General features: G+C 65.6%; 16 protein-coding genes. 14 read left to right on the top strand and 2 right to left on the bottom strand.

The window, feature by feature from the left end:
- Positions 1 to 42: 42 nt before the first annotated feature.
- The 11 genes from Q4S45_RS11375 (at position 43) to Q4S45_RS11325 (ending at position 14530) form a co-directional block, all read left to right on the top strand.
- Positions 43 to 1266 carry a winged helix-turn-helix domain-containing protein gene (locus tag Q4S45_RS11375; protein ID WP_305511991.1) on the top strand — a complete coding sequence of 408 codons (1224 nt, stop codon included), beginning with the start codon at positions 43 to 45 and terminating at the stop codon, positions 1264 to 1266.
- A 228-nt stretch (positions 1267 to 1494) separates the two neighbouring features.
- Positions 1495 to 2082, top strand: a complete 588-nt coding sequence (locus tag Q4S45_RS11370; RefSeq protein WP_305511990.1) for a hypothetical protein — start codon at positions 1495 to 1497, stop codon at positions 2080 to 2082.
- 79 nt (positions 2083 to 2161) lie between these two features.
- Complete coding sequence (locus Q4S45_RS11365; RefSeq protein ID WP_305511989.1) at positions 2162 to 4693, top strand: DUF349 domain-containing protein; 2532 nt, start codon at positions 2162 to 2164, stop codon at positions 4691 to 4693.
- Complete coding sequence (gene moaE, locus Q4S45_RS11360; RefSeq protein WP_305511988.1) at positions 4690 to 5148, top strand: molybdopterin synthase catalytic subunit MoaE; 459 nt, start codon at positions 4690 to 4692, stop codon at positions 5146 to 5148. Before Q4S45_RS11365 ends, moaE begins: the two co-directional genes overlap by 4 nt.
- Complete coding sequence (crcB, locus tag Q4S45_RS11355) at positions 5133 to 5519, top strand: fluoride efflux transporter CrcB (RefSeq protein ID WP_305511987.1); 387 nt, start codon at positions 5133 to 5135, stop codon at positions 5517 to 5519. The genes moaE and crcB overlap by 16 nt, the downstream gene beginning before the upstream one ends.
- A gap of 228 nt (positions 5520 to 5747) precedes the next feature.
- Positions 5748 to 8342 (top strand): ATP-dependent chaperone ClpB, encoded by a 2595-nt coding sequence (clpB, locus tag Q4S45_RS11350; RefSeq protein WP_305511986.1) that lies wholly within the window; start codon positions 5748 to 5750, stop codon positions 8340 to 8342.
- Between the two features lie 149 nt (positions 8343 to 8491).
- On the top strand, positions 8492 to 9700 hold the full coding sequence (locus Q4S45_RS11345) for an MFS transporter (protein ID WP_305511985.1): 1209 nt from the start codon (positions 8492 to 8494) through the stop codon (positions 9698 to 9700).
- A 31-nt stretch (positions 9701 to 9731) separates the two neighbouring features.
- Positions 9732 to 10226, top strand: coding sequence for a ribonuclease E activity regulator RraA (gene rraA / locus Q4S45_RS11340; protein WP_305511984.1), 495 nt, complete (start codon positions 9732 to 9734; stop codon positions 10224 to 10226).
- Between the two features lie 316 nt (positions 10227 to 10542).
- Entirely contained in the window at positions 10543 to 11841 is a 1299-nt protein-coding gene (aceA, locus tag Q4S45_RS11335; protein WP_305511982.1) for an isocitrate lyase, read from the top strand.
- Between the two features lie 177 nt (positions 11842 to 12018).
- Positions 12019 to 13134, top strand: coding sequence for a 23S rRNA (adenine(2030)-N(6))-methyltransferase RlmJ (locus tag Q4S45_RS11330; RefSeq protein ID WP_305511980.1), 1116 nt, complete (start codon positions 12019 to 12021; stop codon positions 13132 to 13134).
- A gap of 151 nt (positions 13135 to 13285) precedes the next feature.
- Positions 13286 to 14530 carry an EAL and HDOD domain-containing protein gene (locus Q4S45_RS11325; protein WP_305511978.1) on the top strand — a complete coding sequence of 415 codons (1245 nt, stop codon included), beginning with the start codon at positions 13286 to 13288 and terminating at the stop codon, positions 14528 to 14530.
- A 98-nt stretch (positions 14531 to 14628) separates the two neighbouring features.
- Here the strand turns inward: Q4S45_RS11325 and Q4S45_RS11320 are convergent, their stop codons facing one another.
- Positions 14629 to 15375, bottom strand: a complete 747-nt coding sequence (locus Q4S45_RS11320) for an SAM-dependent methyltransferase (RefSeq protein ID WP_305511976.1) — start codon at positions 15373 to 15375, stop codon at positions 14629 to 14631.
- Positions 15376 to 15399: 24 nt separating this feature from the next.
- Positions 15400 to 16014, bottom strand: a complete 615-nt coding sequence (locus tag Q4S45_RS11315) for a Maf-like protein (RefSeq protein ID WP_305511974.1) — start codon at positions 16012 to 16014, stop codon at positions 15400 to 15402.
- A 142-nt stretch (positions 16015 to 16156) separates the two neighbouring features.
- Between Q4S45_RS11315 and Q4S45_RS11310 the strand changes: the two genes are divergently transcribed.
- The 3 genes from Q4S45_RS11310 (at position 16157) to plsX (ending at position 18279) form a co-directional block, all read left to right on the top strand.
- Positions 16157 to 16654: a DUF177 domain-containing protein gene (locus tag Q4S45_RS11310; RefSeq protein WP_305511972.1), complete on the top strand. Its 498-nt coding sequence runs from the start codon at positions 16157 to 16159 to the stop codon at positions 16652 to 16654.
- 179 nt (positions 16655 to 16833) lie between these two features.
- The gene (gene rpmF, locus Q4S45_RS11305; protein ID WP_008449924.1) at positions 16834 to 17016 is read left to right on the top strand and encodes a 50S ribosomal protein L32; all 183 of its coding nucleotides are present in this window, start codon (positions 16834 to 16836) and stop codon (positions 17014 to 17016) included.
- Between the two features lie 189 nt (positions 17017 to 17205).
- A complete protein-coding gene (plsX, locus tag Q4S45_RS11300; RefSeq protein ID WP_305511969.1) occupies positions 17206 to 18279 on the top strand; it encodes a phosphate acyltransferase PlsX in 1074 nt (357 codons plus the stop codon).
- Positions 18280 to 18286 lie beyond the last annotated feature (7 nt).

The raw sequence follows: 18286 nt of genomic DNA, 5'->3' as shown, positions 1-18286 counted from the left end.
TGGGGTCAGGTCCGCAGGACCAGACCCCGGTAGAATGCGCAAATGACAGAATTGACACTCTCATTGGCCGCCGCGCGCGCCCTCCATCTCGCCGCCCAGGGCATGCTGCAGCCGCGCCGCCGCAAGGCCACCAAGGACGACGTGATGGAGGCGATCCGCGCAATGGGCGTGCTGCAGATCGATACCATCAGCGTGGTCGCGCGCAGTCCTTATCTGGTGCTGTGGAGCCGCCTCGGCGACTACGACCCGGCCTGGCTGGACGAGCACCTGGCCGAAGGGCGCCTGTTCGAATACTGGGCGCACGAAGCCTGCTTCGTGCCGATCGAGGACTACGGCCTGTACCGCCACCGCATGCTCGACCCGTCCGCGCTGGGATGGAAGTATTCGGAAACCTGGATGACGGAGAAGGCCGGCGAAGTGGCGGCCGTGCTGAATCACATCCGCGTCAACGGCGCCACCCGCTCGTCCGATTTCGAGCGCACCGACGGCGAGGCCGGCGGCTGGTGGGGCTGGAAGAGCGAGAAGCGTTCGCTCGAACAGCTGTTTGCGTCCGGCCAGCTGATGATAGCGCGGCGCCACAACTTCCAGCGCGTGTACGACCTGGCCGAGCGCGTCCACCCGACCTGGCACGACAGCCAGCTGGCGCCGCTGGCCGAGACCCGCCGCGAGATGGCGCTGCGCGCGGTGAAGGCGCTGGGGCTGGCCAAGGCGGCCTGGATTCCCGACTATCACCGCACCCGCCGCCCGCATCCCGACGCCGACGCGCTGGTGGAGGAGGGCGCCCTGCTGCGCGCGCGGGTGGAGGGCTGGGATCCGCCTGTATACATACACCCCGATCACGCCGGCCTGGCGCACAGCGCGGCCGACGGCAGCCTGGCCCCGAGCCTGACCGCGATCCTGTCGCCGTTTGACCCCATCGTATGGGACCGCCGGCGCGCGCTGGAACTGTTCGGCTTCGACTACCGGCTGGAATGCTACACCCCGGCCGAGAAGCGCCGCTACGGCTACTTCACGCTGCCGATCCTGCGGCGCGGCGCGCTGGTCGGGCGGGTCGACGCCAAGGCGCATCGGCGCGACGGCCGGTTCGAACTGAAATCGCTCGAACTCGAACCGGGCGTGCGCGTGACGGAGCGCTTCAGCCGCGACATCGCCGCGGCGCTGACCCGTTGCGCGCGCTGGCATGGCTGCGCCGAGGTTGCGCTGACGCAATCGATTCCGGCCAGTTTCGGCGCCTCGCTGCAAGCAGCGCTGGCGCAAACAGACTGAAGCGGCATCGTTCCTTGGCCCTGTGCAACGCTGCTTCCCGCAGAGCCAGATGGGGAGTTTGCGCTAGATCAAACCCGGCCTCGTTGAGCTAATTACACTAGTTCCTTCGGGCTGATGATTAAAAGAAATTACCTCCAGGCCCGTTCCCGATAATCTCAATCCTGGTTCTGGCAACGGCCCCGCTTCGAGCGCGCCCGTTGCGGCCGGGGTATTTCCGGAGGAGAACGAATGCTAACTGCCACATACACGCTGGTTGCCTTGTCGGTCGAGCAAGCCAGCGTCCGCGTGAGTTTGCAGTCCTTGCAAAAAATTCTGTACAACAACTTCGTCCAGCAGGGCGCACTGACTCCGGGCCAGGTGGACTACGCCTGCGAGACCCTGCGCCGCGTCTACGATACTTGCCATTGGCGCAAGATCGAAAAATTCCTGATCCCCGCGATCCAACGCGCCACCCACGAAGCCGACCAGCTGTTGCTCGAACTCGATCACCTCAACGGCGCCGCCGCCGAGGCCATGAGCGCCATTGCCGAGCGTTTCGCCGGTCTGTCGGTCGATTCGGCCGACCGCGTGGCCGAGTTCTGCGCGTCGGTCGACACTTTCTGCAACGCGCTGCTGCAGCGTCTGGCGCGCGAAGAACAGGAGCTGTTCCCGGTCGCGCGCACCGTGATCTCGGGCGAAGCCTGGTTCTCGATCGCCAACAAGATGCTGGCGCACGACGCCTGGGTGCAGGCCACCAGGCCGTCGCGGCCGCCCGACGACGCAGCCGCCGGCCGGACCCCGGTTCCGCGCGCGCGGCGCGCCACGCTGGCGCACTGAGCAGGCGCAGGCGCGGGTTCGCCGCCCGAAATCCTGCCTTCTTGCTATCATGGCGGTTTTGAGCGATAGAGCCGACGCCATGTTCGAATTCCTTTTCAAGCGCCCGGGCGACAAGCCCGGCGACCCGCCGGCCGCGGCCGATGCGAAGCCCGACCCGGCCGCGGCGTCGGGCGGATCGCAGCGCGCGCTGCAAGCCGAAAAGGTCCGCGAACTGGCGGGCGATGAGGCGCAAGCGGTCGAATTCATCCTGCACTCCGAATTTTCCGAGCTGCGGCTGGCCGCCGCCGAATTTGTCCATTCCCCGGACCAGCTCGAGCGCGTGCGCGCCGCGATGCGCAACACCGACCGGCGCGTCGCCAAGCTGATGCAGTCGCGCCTCGAGGCGATCCGCCATCACCAGGCCGAACTGCAGCGCGGCCAGGCCTGCATCGACCAGGCGGCGCAGCTGCTGAAAGACGAAAAGCTCACGCCCAACATGGTGGCCGACCTCGACCGGCGCTGGTCGGTGATCGCCGCGCCGGAGCTGGCGCCCCAGTTCGACGCCGCGCGCGGCGCGCTGGCCCAGCGGCTCGAAGCGCAGGTCGCGCTGCAGCGCTCCGTGATCGACAGCCTGGCCGCGCTGCGCAAGCTGGCCGCCAGCGGACAGCCGGCCGCCGACATCGCAGCGCAGCTCGCACAGTTCGACGACGCCCATGCCGCGGCGCTGTCCGCGCCCGAACACGCTTCGCTGCCGCGCCAGCTGATCAACGACTTCGCCGCCGAACAGGCGCGCGCGAGGGCCGGCCTGGGCGCGCTGGAACAAGGCCAGGGCGCGCAGGCCGCGCGCGAAGCGATGCTGGCCGGCTGGCTGGCCACGCCGCCGGCGTCGCTGCACGCCGACACCCTCAAACGCGAATGGAACAAGCTTCCCGCCGGTTCGGCCGGCGACGAGGCGGCGGACCAGCAGCGCCGTTTCGACGAGCTGCTGGCAACGATTCCGGCGCCGCCCGCCAAATCGAAAGAGCAGCGGCCCGAGAAGCCGAAGCAGCCGGGCGCCGACGCGCACTTCCTCGACAACCTCGCCGCGATGGAATCGGCGCTGGAACAAGGTTCGCTGCACAGCGCGGCGGAGCACGACAAGGCGCTCAAGGAATTGAAGGGCGCGCGCCTGTCGGCCGCGCAGTCGGAACGGCTGGCGCACGCGCGCGCCGAACTCAAGCGCCTGTCGGACTGGGCGCGCTGGGGCGGCAACGTCTCGCGCGAGGAACTGATCAAGGCGGTCGAGCAGCTGACCTCGCAGTCGCTGGCGATGAGCGAGCTGGCCAAGAAGGTCGGCAGCATGCGCGAACGCTGGAAGGCGCTCGACACCCTGTCCGGCGCCGCGCCGAAAAGCCTGTGGGAGCGCTTCGACGCGGCCTGCAGCGCCGCCTACGCGCCGGCCGCGGCCCACTTCAAGCACCTGGCCGAGGAACGCCACACCAACGCGGCCAAGGCGCAGCACCTGATAGATGAAGCCAACGCCGAAGCGGAAAAAATGAAGTCGGCCGACAGCGTCGACTGGAAGCGCATGGCGTCCACTGTGCAGCGGCTGCGGCTGGGCTGGAGCCATCTGGGCGCGATCGACCGCAAGGAAAAGAAGCGACTCGACCAGCAGTTCGCCGATGTGCTCAATGTGCTGCAAGGGCCGCTCGAGCAGCAGCGCAAGTCGGAGGTGGCGCACCGCGAGGAGCTGATCGAGCTGGTCGCCGCGCTCAATCCGGCCGACCGCCATTCGCTCGACGCGCTGCGCGCGGCGCAGGAGCGCTGGCAGGAACTGGCGCGCGCACTGCCGCTGGAACGCAAGGCGGAGCAGGCGATGTGGCACCGCTTCCGCGCCGTCTGCGACGCGGTATTCGCCAAGCGCAAGGAGACCGCGCACGCGGCGGACGCCGAACGGCGCACCCACCAGATGTCGAAGGACGCCATCTCGGCGCGCCTGGAAGCGGCCGCGCAGGAAACGCTGGACGCCGCCGCCGCAACGCGCTTGCTGCGCGAGGCGGCCAACGAATGGCACGCGATCGGCCCGGTGCCGCGCGCGGTGGAGGCGAAAGTCGACAAGCGCTACCACGCGGCGATCGCCGCGGTGCAGCAGCAGGCCGACAACGCCCGCCGCGCCGCCGGCATCGCCCAGGCGAATGCCATGCGCGACAAGCTGCGCCTGTGCCAGGACCTCGAAGCGGCGCTGGCCGCCGGCACGGCCGAGGGCCAGGACTGGAACGCGCGCTGGGCCGCGCTGGCGCCGTTGCAGTCCGATTACGAACAAATTCTCTCGACCCGCTTCCAGGCGGGACTTGCCGCGCTGGCCGGCGACCGCGCCGCGTATGTCAGGCTGCTCGAACAGAACCGGCCGGCGCTGATGCAGGAAGTGCTGCGGCTGGAAATCGCCGCCGGCATCGACAGCGGCAGCGAGTTCGCGCGCGACCGCCTCAAGATGCAGGTCGAAGTGCTGCAGTCGTCGCTCAAGTCCGGCGACAAGCCGTTGACGCAGGCGGCGCAGTTCCAGCAGCTGGTGGCCACGCCGGCGCTGGTCGACGACCGCACCGCCGCGCGCATCGGCCAGCTGTTCGCCCGCATCGGCAAGGAGGCGCGATGAAAGAGGTGAGGGTGCAGACGGAAGACTTCGACCTGACCACCGAAGTGGCGCGGCTGCGTGCCGACAATCCGCGCGTCGGTGCCGTTGTCACATTTGTTGGCGCGGTGCGCGACATGAACGAAGGCGCCAGCGTGGCCGAGATGGAGCTCGAACACTATCCCGGCATGACCGAGCAGTCGCTGCAAAAGATCGTCGAAGAAGCCTGCGCGCGCTGGCCGCTGTCCGGCGCGCTGGTGATCCACCGCGTCGGCCCCTTGAAGCCGATGGAGCAGATCGTGCTGGTCGCGGTCAGCTCGGCGCACCGCGGCGAAGCCTTCGCCGCCTGCGAATTCATCATCGACTACCTCAAGACCGACGCGCCGTTCTGGAAGAAGGAACAGACGCCGGAGGGCGCGCGCTGGGTCGATGCGCGCGTGAGCGACGAAGCCGCGATGGCGAAGTGGGCCAAGGCTTGAGCTGGGTCGCGGTGGGACTGGGCGCGGCGCTTGGCGCCTGGCTGCGCTGGGGGCTGGCCCTGTACCTGGGCACCATGCATGGCAAGCTCCATTTCGGCACGCTCGCCGCCAACCTGGGCGGCGGCTATCTGGTCGGCCTGGCGCTGGCATTTTTTGGCGCCTATCCGAACCTGTCGCCCGAGTGGCGCCTGTTCGCCATCACTGGCTTTCTCGGCGGGCTGACCACGTTCTCCAGCTTTTCCGGCGAATCGATGCTGCTGCTCCAGCGCGGCGATTACGGCTGGGCGCTGGCGCACACGGCGGTGCATCTGTTTGGCTCGCTTGCCTGCTGCGCCGCCGGCTTCGCCACCTGGCGCGCCATCGCCGGCTAGACAAAAATGGGGTCAGGTCCGCAGGACCAGACCCCGACTCCGTGACACGGCGCCGGCGGCATCGGGGTCTGGTCCTGCGGACCTGACCCCATCTTCATCTTGTTGGCAAACGAACGTTGCGCCTGCGGGCGCATTTTTCGTTCATGATCGGGGGTTCCTGGGTTCTTGAAAAGCCGGCATCGGAACCCATCTTGTTTCTATTGAAAAATCCCCGATCAGGAGCATTCCATGCGGCAAGACAAACTCACGACGAAGCTCCAGGAAGCGCTGTCCGACGCGCAGAGCCTGGCGGTAGGCAATGACAATCAATACATCGAACCGGTCCACCTGCTGACGGCGCTGCTGAACCAGGACGACGGCGGCGCGCGCTCGCTGCTGCAGCGCGCCGGCGTCAACGTCGGCGGCCTGACCGCGGCGGTGAAAAATTCGCTGGACCGCCTGCCGAAGGTGTCCGGCACCGGCGGCGAAACCCAGGTCAGCCGCGAGCTGATGGCGATGCTGAACCTGGCCGACAAGGAAGCGCAGAAGCGCGGCGACCAGTTCGTCTCCAGCGAGATGGTCCTGCTGGCGCTGACCGAAGACAAATCCGACGCCGGCCGCGTGGCGCGCGAGGCCGGCCTGACCCGCAAGTCGCTCGACGCGGCGATCGGCGCAGTGCGCGGCGGCGAGTCGGTCAACTCGCAGGACGCCGAGGGCCAGCGCGAGGCGCTCAAGAAGTACACGCTTGACCTGACCGAGCGCGCGCGCCAGGGCAAGCTCGATCCGGTGATCGGCCGCGACGACGAGATCCGCCGCACCATCCAGATCCTGCAGCGGCGCACCAAGAACAACCCGGTGCTGATCGGCGAACCGGGCGTCGGCAAGACCGCCATCGTCGAAGGCCTGGCGCAGCGCATCCTCAACGACGAAGTGCCCGATTCGCTCAAGGGGAAGCGCGTGCTCTCGCTCGACATGGCCGGCCTGCTGGCCGGCGCCAAGTACCGCGGCGAGTTCGAGGAGCGCCTGAAGTCCGTGCTGAAGGAACTGGCGATGGACGAGGGCCAGACCATCGTCTTCATCGACGAGCTGCACACGATGGTCGGCGCCGGCAAGGCCGAGGGCGCGATGGACGCGGGGAACATGCTCAAACCAGCGCTGGCGCGCGGCGAGCTGCACTGCGTCGGCGCCACCACCCTCGACGAGTACCGCAAGTACGTCGAGAAGGACGCCGCGCTGGAGCGCCGCTTCCAGAAGGTGCTGGTCGACGAGCCGACCGTCGAAGCGACGATCGCGATCCTGCGCGGCCTGCAGGACAAGTACGAGCTGCACCACAAGGTCGAGATCACCGACCCGGCCATCATCGCCGCGGCCGAACTGTCGCACCGCTACATCAGCGACCGCTTCCTGCCGGACAAGGCGATTGACCTGATCGACGAGGCGGCCTCGAAGATCAAGATCGAGATCGACTCCAAGCCGGAGGTGATGGACAAGCTGGAGCGCCGCATCATCCAGCTGAAGATCGAGAAGGAAGCGGTCAAGAAGGAGAAGGACGAAGCGTCGCTGCGCCGGCTCGGCCTGATCGACGAGGAAATCGCACGCCTGGAGCGCGAGTACAACGACTACGAGGAAATCCTCAAGGCCGAGAAGGCGATGGTGCAGGGGACCACGCACATCAAGGAAGAAATCGAGCGGATCCGCCACCAGATGGAAGAGGCCAAGCGGCGCAGCGACTACGCGCTGATGTCCGAGCTCCAGTACGGCAAGCTGCCCGAACTCGAGTCGCAGCTGAAGCATGCCGAGGAAGCGGCCACGCGCGAAGGCGCCGAAGCCAAGCCGAAGCTGCTGCGCACTCAGGTCGGCGCGGAGGAAATCGCCGAGGTGGTCTCGCGCGCGACCGGCATCCCGGTGTCGCGCATGATGCAGGGCGAGCGCGACAAGCTGCTGCACATCGAGGAAAAGCTGCACGAGCGCGTGGTGGGCCAGGACGAAGCGATTCATGCGGTGTCGGACGCGATCCGCCGTTCGCGCGCCGGCCTGTCCGACCCGAACCGTCCGTATGGCTCCTTCATGTTCCTGGGGCCGACGGGCGTGGGCAAGACCGAGCTGTGCAAGGCGCTGGCGACCTTCCTGTTCGACACCGAGGAATCGATGATCCGCATCGACATGAGCGAATTCATGGAGAAGCATTCGGTGGCGCGGCTGATCGGCGCGCCGCCGGGATACGTCGGCTACGACGAAGGCGGCTACCTGACCGAGGCGGTGCGGCGCCGCCCGTACAGCGTCATCCTGCTCGACGAAATCGAGAAGGCGCATCCGGACGTGTTCAACGTGCTGCTGCAGGTGCTCGACGACGGCCGCATGACGGACGGGCAGGGCCGCACGGTGGACTTCAAGAACACTGTCATCGTCATGACGTCGAACCTCGGATCGCACATGATCCAGTCGATGGACAGCGGCGATCCGAGCGTGGTGAAGCTGGCCGTGATGGGCGAAGTGCGCAACCATTTCCGGCCCGAGTTCATCAACCGGATCGACGAGATCGTGGTGTTCCATGCGCTCGACGAGAGGAACATCGGTGCGATCGCCAAGATCCAGCTGCGCCAGCTCGAGCAGCGGCTCGAAAAGATGGAGATGACGCTCGACGTGTCCGAGGAGGCGCTGCAGAAGATCGCCGAAGCGGGCTACGACCCGACGTATGGCGCGCGGCCGCTCAAGCGCGCGATCCAGCAGCAGATCGAAAATCCGCTGTCCAAGCTGATCCTGTCGGGGCGGTTCGGGCCGAAGGACACGATTCCGGTACGGGTCAGCCAGGGCAACCTGGTGTTCGACGACACCGGCATCTAAGCAAGATGGGGACAGGTCCGCAGGACCAGTCCCCGATGCTGCCGACTTTCGGGGGTCTGGTCCTGCGGACCTGACCCCATCTTTGGCGCCGCCAGCGAACCCAAACCATCGGCGCTACAATACCCTGCTCGACCACAGCAGGATCGTTCATGCAAACCGCACCGCTGCGCCAGGATGCGCGCATCATCGCGCTGGTGGGACTCGCCCACGGCACCTCCCACTTCTATCACCTGATCCTGGCCGCGCTGTTCCCGTGGCTCAAACCCGCCTTCGACCTTTCCTACGCCGAGCTTGGCCTCCTGATGACGGTGTTCTTCGTCGTCTCCGGCGTCGGCCAGGCGCTGGCCGGCTTCGTGGTTGACCGCGTCGGCGCCTTCCGCGTGCTGTTCGGCGGCGTCGCACTGCTCGGCGCGGCCGCAGTGCTGCTGGCCGGCGCCAACGGCTACGCCATGCTGATGGCTGGCTCGATGCTGGCCGGCGTCGGCAATTCGGTCTTCCATCCGGCCGACTACACGTTGTTGAACCAGCGCGTGTCGAAAGCGCGCCTGGCCCACGGCTTCTCGGTGCACGGCATCAGCGGCAATCTCGGTTGGGCCGCGGCGCCGATCTTCCTCGCTGGCGTCGCCGTACTTTCAAGCTGGCGCACCGCGGTGCTGGCGTCGGCGGCGATTCCGCTGTGCGTGCTGCTGCTCCTTTACTTTAACCGCGCCGCGCTGCGCGCCGATCCCGCGCCGACAAAACGCGAGGGAAGTGCGCAAGAAGGCTCCTTCGACTTCCTGCGCCTGCCCACCGTGTGGATGTGCTTCGGCTTCTTCTTCCTGTCGGCGGTCGCGCTGGCCGGCATCCAGAGCTTCGCCTCGACCAGCCTGGTGACGCTGTACGGCGTGTCGCTGGCGTCGGCCACCACCGCCTACACTGCCTACATGCTGGCGTCGGCCGGCGGCATGATCGGCGGCGGCTTCGTCGCCGCCCGTTCGAGCCACCACGACCGCGTGATCGTCGTCTCGTTTGCGCTGGCCGCCGCGATGGCCGTGCTGCTGGCAATGGCCGTGGTCCCGGCGTGGATGGTTGTGCCGGTGATGGGCGCGATCGGCCTGGCTTCCGGCGTGGCCGGCCCGTCGCGCGACCTCCTGATCCGCGCCAGCGCGCCGCCCAACGCTACCGGCCGCGTGTTCGGCGTGGTGTATTCGGGCCTCGACTCGGGCCTGGCAGTCGGCCCGCTGATGTTCGGCGCGTTGATGGATGCCCACCATCCGTCGTGGGTGTTCATCTGCATCGGCCTGTTCCAGGCGCTGGCGATCGCCACGGCGGTCGGCGTCGGCGCCGGCAAACGCGCGCCCGCGCTGCAACAGGCATAAAATCAGTCTTCCCACTTCACCTGGAGCCACCATGGACTTTGCCACTTGCGATCTCTGCGACGCCCACCCGCAGGAGCTCGACGACGGGCGCGTGAAGGTGCTGCCGCCCGTGTTCCTGATGTACGGGCAGCGCGTCAAGTTTGCCGGGCCCGCGGTCACCGTCAAGGTGTTCGAGGACAACGCGCTGGTGCGTTCGACCCTGGAAGGGCCGGGCAACGGTTGCGTGCTGGTCGTCGATGGCGGCGCCAGCCTGCGCCGCGCGCTGGTGGGCGGCCAGCTGGCGCTGCTGGCCCAGGACAACGGCTGGAGCGGCATCGTCGTCGACGGCTGCGTGCGCGACTGCGACGAAATCAACAGCTGCGAAATCGGCGTGCGCGCGCTGGCGGCACACCCGCAACGCCCCGCCAGGACGGGAGCGGGCACCCCGGGCGTTCCGGTGTATATCGGCGGCGTCTCCGTCAACCCGGGCGACTGGATCTACGCCGACGCTGACGGCATCCTGGTCTCGCAGAAAAAACTCGTCTGACTCCCTTCTGAAGCTGCACGGCGTCAATACCGACGCCGGTGTCTCCCTCTACAATTTCCTGCCCACTCGCGCGCTTTTCATCTGGCGGAAACTCCGTTCCGCATTATGAAAATACGCCGGGAAAAATTTTCCCGAATTCTCTCATGGCGAGAAATTTCATTTCGCATCGCGAAAACGGAATGCCAGTCGGTTGATTTTAAAAGAATAAATTTTGCTTATGTGTCTTATATAAGAGTGTGTTGCTACGCACAATACCGGCCTACACTGTACCTAACGGATTCGCTTCTTAACTCGGCTTTTCAATCAGGAGAACACCATGGCATCGCGTGAACAGCAAGTAGCAGCCCTTCAAAAAGACTGGGACACCAATCCGCGCTGGAAAGGCGTAACCCGCAGCTATACCGCCGACGACGTGGTGCGGCTGCGCGGCTCGCTGCAGATCGAGCACACGATCGCCCAGCGCGGCGCCGACAAGATGTGGGATCTGCTGCACACCGAGCCCTTCGTCGCCACCCTGGGCGCGCTGACCGGCAACCAGGCCATGCAGCAGGTCAAGGCCGGCCTGAAGGCGATCTACCTGTCCGGCTGGCAGGTGGCGGGCGACGCCAACGTGGCCGGCGAGATGTATCCCGACCAGTCGCTGTACCCGGCCAATTCGGTGCCGATGGTGGTCAAGCGCATCAACAATACCTTCCAGCGCGCCGACCAGATCCAGTGGTCGGAGGGCAAGGACGACGTCGACTACTTCGCGCCCATCATCGCCGACGCCGAGGCCGGCTTCGGCGGCGTGCTCAACGCTTACGAACTGATGAAGTCGATGATCGACGCGGGCGCGGCCGGCGTGCACTTCGAGGACCAGTTGGCGTCGGTCAAGAAGTGCGGCCACATGGGCGGCAAGGTGCTGGTGCCGACCCGCGAATTCGTCGAAAAGCTGACCGCCGCGCGGCTGGCCGCCGACGTGATGGGCACGCGCACCCTGGTGATCGCCCGCACCGACGCCGAAGCAGCCGACCTCTTGACCTCGGACATCGACCCCAACGACCAGCCGTTCTGCACCGGCGAGCGCACCGTCGAGGGCTTCTACCGGGTGAAGAACGGCCTGGAACAATCGGTGGCGCGCGCGCTGGCGTATTGCCCGTATGCCGACCTGGTGTGGTGCGAGACGGGCAAGCCCGACCTGGCGTTCGCCAAGGCCTTCGCGGACGCCGTGCACGCCAAGTTCCCCGGCAAGATGCTGGCGTATAACTGCTCGCCTTCGTTTAACTGGAAGAAGAACCTTGACGACGCAACTATCGCCAAGTTCCAGCGCGAGCTGGGCGCGATGGGCTACAAGTTCCAGTTCATCACGCTGGCCGGCTTCCACGCGCTCAACTACGGCATGTTCAACCTGGCGCACGGCTACGCGCGCCGCAACATGACCGCCTTCGTCGAGCTGCAGGAAGCCGAATTCGCCGCCGCCGAGAAGGGCTTCACCGCGGTCAAGCACCAGCGCGAGGTCGGCACCAGCTACTTCGATGCGGTCACGCAGACGATCCAGCAGGGCCAGAGTTCGACCACCGCGCTGCACGGCTCGACCGAGGACGAGCAGTTCTTCGACGAGAAGAAGGTCGCTTAACCACGCAAAATGGGGTCAGGTCCGCAGGACCAGACCCCGATATCGCCTGCGCCAACTCTTCTTCTATTGTAGTTGCCGCCGTCATCAGCATCGGGGTCTGGTCCTGCGGACCTGACCCCATTTTCCTTTGTAGTGGATAATGTCGGGATATTCCCCGATTCACTACCTGGAAACACCATGCTTAGCTACCGCCACGCCTTTCACGCGGGTAACCACGCCGACGTCCTGAAGCACTTCGTGCAAATTCAGCTGCACGAATACATGAACCAGAAGGACACCGCCTACACCTACATCGACACCCACTCGGGCGCCGGCGTGTACGCGCTCGACAGCGGCTACGCTTCCAAGAACGCGGAATACGAAACCGGCATCGCCCCGCTGTGGGACCGCAAGGACCTGCCCAAGCCGCTGGCGGCCTACGTTGACCTGGTCAAGGGCTTGAATCCAAGCGGCAAGATGCGCTACTACCCCGGCTCGCCTTACTGCGCCGACAAGGCGATGCGCGAGCAGGACCGCCTGCGCCTGTTCGAGCTGCATCCGGCCGACGCCAAGATCCTCGCGGACAATTTCCGCAAGGTGGCCGAACACGCCGCGGCTCAGGGCGAGCGCCCGTCCGGACGCGGCAAGCGCGTGCTGGTCGAACGCGGCGACGGCTTCCATGCCCTGAAAACCCTGCTGCCGCCGCCGTCGCGCCGCGCGCTGGTGCTGATCGACCCGCCTTACGAAGACAAGCAGGACTACCGCAAGGTGCGCGACGCCGTCGAAGAGGCGCTGGGACGCTTCCCGTCGGGCATGTTCGCGATCTGGTATCCGCTGCTGCAGCGCATGGAATCGCGCCAGTTCGCTGACAAGCTCAAGCGCCTGCCGTGCAAGGACTGGCTGAACGTCACCCTGACCATCTCGACCCCGGGCCCGGACGGTTTCGGCTTGCACAGCAGCGGCATGTTCATCGTCAATCCGCCGTACACGCTCGAGCCGATCCTGCAGCAGGTGATGCCTTACCTGGTCAAGGTGCTCGGCAAGGACGCCGGCGCGACCTTCGTGATCGAGTCCGGCGTGCAGGTGACGGGCTCGGCCGCCAGCCGCGTCGGCGCCAACGGCTCAGTGCGCATGCCGGTCGGTAACGCGCGGCGCGCCAGCCCGACCTCGGGCGCCGGCAGCCTGCGCCTGCCTGGCCAGGCGCCGGCAGGCACCCCTGCGGCCGCAGCGCCGCGCACCACCTCCGGACGCCCCAGCGCGCGTCCGAGCGGCCGCCCGACCGGTCCGCGTCCGCCCGGATCGCGCCGGCCGTGAACTCCGCACACCGATTCGATGTCTAAATGTAAAGAAATCGAAAATTGGTGTATATTCGGTATGTGGGCTTTGCCCGGACGATTCCACCGCCCGGGATTTTGTGTGCCCGACCGATTAAGGGGAGTTTCGCGTGTCAATTGCTGCGGCCCAAATGTCTTTGCCGTTCGACGAGTTCTTTCTCGCGCGCCAGCCGATTCTCGGCCGTGACCAGCACCTGGTCGCGTTCGAATTGCTGTTCCGCACGGCCGGCTCGACCGAGGCAAACGTTACCGACGACGCTGCCGCCACGGCGGCGGTAATCTCGCACGCGTCGCAACTGGGCATGGAACATGTGGTAGGCGCGCAACTGGCGTTCGTCAACGTCACCGAGGCGGCGCTGATGAGCGACTACGTGCGCTTCCTGCCGGCCGACAAGGTCATCCTCGAGATCCTCGAAACCGTCAAGGCCACGCCGGAGCTGGTCGCGCGCGTGCGCGAACTCAAGTCGCTGGGCTTCAAGTTCGCCCTCGACGACGTGGTGGCCGAGTCCGACGACGTGCGCGCGCTGGTCAAGCTGGTCGACGTGATCAAGATCGACGTCAAGGGCGTGGACCCGGCGCGCCTGCCGTCGTTGACAGCCTCGCTGCGCCAGCAGCACAAGAAGCTGCTGGCCGAGAAGGTCGAAACCCAGGAAGAGTTCCGGCTGTGCCTGGAACTGGGCTTCGAATACTTCCAGGGATTTTATTTCGCCCGCCCCGACATCATGAGCGGCAAGAAGATCGCGCCGTCCGAGCTGGCGATCCTCGACCTGCTGGAACTGGTCAACTCGGACGCGGACAATCACACGATCGAACTGGCGGTCAAGCGCGACGCGCTAATCAGCCTGAACCTGCTGCGCCTGGTCAACACGCCGGCCGCCGGCGTGCGCGGCAAGATCGACACGCTGGGCCAGGCGATTGAAGTGCTGGGCCGGCGGCAGTTGCAGCGCTGGCTGCAGATTTTGCTGTACGCCACGCCGGGCGCCCAGGTCGAGATGAACCTGCCGCTGCTGCAGATGGCGACCACGCGCGGCAAGATGCTCGAGCTGATGAGCCTGAAGATCCATCCGGGCCAGCGCGCCGCGGCCGACACCGGCTTCACGGTCGGCATCATGTCGCTGACCGATGCGCTGTTTTCGATGTCGATGGAAGACATCCTCGACACTGTGGACGTGGCGGGGGAGGCGCGCGCCGCGCTGCTCGACCGCGAGGGCGAGTACGGCGAGATGCTCAACATCGTCGAGATGCTGGAGAAGGACAAGTGCGGCAAGGCGCTGAGCGCCGCGCTGCGCCATCTCGACCTGACCATCAAGGACCTGCGGGAGATCGAGCTGGCCGCGTTCGAGTGGATCAACGAGCTGGCACAGGAAGTCCACTAGCGCCGCCTGTCGTACCAGCGAAGGCTGGTACCTATACTGAGCAAGCCCACCGATACGCTTCTTCAGCATGGGTTCCTGCCTTCGCAGGAACGACGTTCTTAAGCCAGCAGCAGGAATACCGTCGGCTTCTTGTGGAAGTCCGGCGCCTTGCCGCCAGCGAGTGCCGCCTTCCATTTGGCCGCGCTCAGGGTGCGGATCGATTCGGTCGGCAGCGATAAATCCGTCGCTACGCAAATCAGCGTCCCCGGAAGACATGCTCCGGAAAGCGCCTCCAGCATGGCGCCATTGCGATACGGCGTCTCGATCAGCAATTGCGTCTGCTTCTCGCGGCTCGAACGCTGCTCCAGCTCCTTGATCCGCTTGGCCCGCTGCGCCGCGTCGGTCGGTAGATAGCCGTTGAACGCGAAGCTTTGCCCATTAAGCCCGCTGGCCATCACCGCCAGCAATAGCGACGACGGCCCGACCAGCGGCTTGACCGTGATGCCGTGCTGATGCGCCAGGCGCACCAGGTCGGCGCCCGGATCGGCCACCGCCGGCACGCCCGCTTCGGACACCAGCCCGCAATCGCGCCCGGCCAGCAGCGGCGCCAGCAGGCCCTCGAGCGCCGCCGGCGGGGTATTCACGTTCAGTTCAGCGATATCGATTTCCTGCAGCGGCCTGGCCAGCGGATGATCGATCGCGATCAGTTTGAGGAAGGCGCGCGCGGTCTTCGCGTTCTCGGCCACAAAGCAGTCGAGCCGCGCGGTCAGCGCCTGCACGTGTTTGGGGATGACGTGGTTCAGGGCGCCGGCTACGGCGTCGGTGGGGCCAAGGGTGTTGGGAATGAGGTACAGGATGCCGGGCATATTCTTGTTAGTAGGGTAAATGGTTCAAAGGCCGAAAAAGCGCACGCCCGCCTTGCGCAGCATGGCGGTGAGGGCAATCATGGGCAGGCCGGTCAGCGCGGTCGGGTCGCTGCTGTCGATCCGCTCCAGGATCGCGATGCCCAGCCCTTCGTTCTTGGCGCTGCCGGCGCAATCGTAGGGCTGTTCGATGCGCAGGTAGGCGTCGAGCTCGGCATCGGGCAGGTCGCGGAAGGTGACGATGGTCTGGATGTTGTCCAGCTGAGACGGGCCGGTAAGGGCGCAGGCGCGGCTGTCCCACACGCACAGGGCGGTGTGGAACACCACGCGCCGTCCGCGCATCTTTTGCAGCTGGGCCAGCGCGCGCGCATGGTCGCCCGGCTTGCCGATCTGCTCGCCGTCGAGCGTGGCGACCTGGTCTGACCCGATCACGATGCTGCCCGGCGCCTGGCGCGCCACCGCCGCCGCCTTCTCGCGCGCCAGCCGCAGCGCCGTCGCTTCCGGTTGTTCGCCAGGCAAGGATGTCTCGTCGATGTCGGGCGCCATCACCTCGAACGGCAGTTGCAAGCGTGACAGCAACTCGCGGCGATAGGCCGAACTCGACGCAAGAATCAGGCGGGGCGGGGCGGAATTTGGTATCATCGCAGGCTCGGTCGGGTGCAGCCCGCCAATTCGTATCGCGGGCGACACGCCTGGCTCCTCGCCGCAAAAAAAAGCGGCAAGTCTTTGACTGCATGGGGATAAGCCTGCTATTATCGCAGGTTTTCTCAGGGTGGTTTCTCAAATGAGCGCTTTTGTCATCGACGCCTTTGAATTTAGTCGAAGCAACGGCCATCGCGATGGCGTCACGCCAGTCGCCGAAATGAGCCGCTTGAGCAAGGAGTGCGCCGACCAGTCGGGCGAGATCGCCTGGGCAGTCGATGGCGCGGTCACCATCCAGGGCTATCCGTCGATGACCTTGTCGGTCTCCGGAACCGTGCAGCTGGTCTGCCAGCGATGCCTGGCCCCGTTTGCCTACGAAATGGATTCGTCGACCATGCTGGTGCTGGGCAAGGACGACGAGGATGCCGATGCGATCGAGGAGATCCTCGATGACGAGAGCGTCGATGTGATTGTCGGCACCCGCGACTGCGATATCCGCGACCTGATCGAAGACGAGGCGCTGCTGGCCTTGCCGACCGTGCCGAAGCACGAAGTCTGCCCGGATACGAAGCAGCTCGATGCGCTGAAGGCGGTCAAGCCGTCGCCGTTCGCCGGCCTCAAGGACCTGAAAACCGAATAAGCAGTACGTAACAAACGTGTCAAACGCGTGTAGCAATCGAGTATGGCAGTGATGTTGGAAAATGCAGTACAAGCGTTAAACATGTCGGTAAAGTAATATTTGCCGCTGGGATACTCGATTCGCATGTATTTGCCAGTCGAATGTGTTAGAATTTTAGAACTTATGTATTAGGAGTTATCATGGCAGTTCAGCAGAATAAGAAATCCCCTTCGAAGCGCGGCATGCACCGCTCGCACGACTTCCTGGTCGCGCCACAGCTGGGCATCGAGCCTACGACCGGCGAGACGCACCTGCGTCACCACATCAGCCCTAACGGCTTCTACCGTGGCCGTAAGGTTCTCAAGACCAAGAACGACGAGTAATCGACGTCCTGTTTTGAGTAAGATGAAGGCGGTGCGACGTAGCTGGTTTGCGTGGCACCGCTTTTTCTTTGTCTTCGGCTGCAAAAATTTGCACTCCGTCATTTTGAATTACGCTGACTCTGCCTGGCGCTCGCCCACAGATCGCATCCTGCCGCCCGCCATGTTTGAGCCGCGGCACGCACCTACCAAATGACAATTACTTTATCGATCGACTGCATGGGCGGCGACCACGGTTGTTCCGTGACCATTCCGGCAGCCATCTCCTTTCTCAAGCACGAGCCCGAGGCCGCGCTGATCCTGGTCGGCATCGAAGCCGACATCCGCGCCGAATTGCATCGGCTCAAGGCTGACAGCCATCCGCGCATCACCATCCAGCATGCCTCCGAAGTGGTGGAAATGGACGACGCCATTGAAGTGGCGCTGCGCCGCAAGAAGGATTCCTCGATGCGCGTGGCGATCGAGGCGGTCAAGGGCGGCCAGGCGCAAGCCTGCGTCTCGGCCGGCAACACCGGCGCCCTGATGGCCGTGTCGCGCTACGTGCTCAAGACCATGCCTGGCGTTGACCGCCCGGCCATCTGCTCGATCCTGCCGAACCAGAAGAACGGCCCTACCTACATGCTCGACCTGGGCGCCAACGTCGATTGCGAAGCGCACCACCTGCACCAGTTCGCGGTGATGGGCTCGGTCCTGTTTTCCGCGATGGAAGGCGAAGCGCGCCCGACCATCGGCCTGCTCAACGTCGGCACCGAAGACATCAAGGGCAACGAAGTGGTCAAGGCCACCGCCAAGCTGCTGCACGAAGACCACGCGCGCGGCCTGCTCAATTTCTACGGCAACGTCGAAGGCAATGACATCTTCAAGGGCACCGTCAACGTGGTCGTGTGCGACGGCTTTGTCGGCAACGTCACCCTGAAGGCGATCGAAGGTCTGGGCCGCTTCATGAAGGACGTGATCAACACCGAATTCCGGCGCAACGTGCTGACCATGCTCGGCGCGCTTATCGCCAAGGGCGCGCTGGACCAGATCAAGCACCGCTTCAACCCGTCGCGCTACAACGGCGCCGGACTGCTGGGCTTGCGCGGCCTCGTGTTCAAGAGCCACGGCAGCGCCGACGCCTACTCCTACGAGTGGGCGATCAAGCGCGCCTTCGACGCAGCGAAATTTAATGTGCAGGAACAGCTCTCGACCATGATCGCCGAGCTGATGCCCAATGCGCCGGAGCGGGCCGTGTCCGACCTGGCGGCGCCAAACCCAACCCTCTAAGTGGACG

Origin of the sequence: Massilia sp. R2A-15 (genome assembly GCF_030704305.1) — a bacterium.
Lineage (GTDB): Bacteria > Pseudomonadota > Gammaproteobacteria > Burkholderiales > Burkholderiaceae_D > JAFCUW01.
The sequence above is the reverse complement of the archived record's forward strand: the minus strand, read 5'-3'. Positions and strand labels throughout refer to the sequence as shown.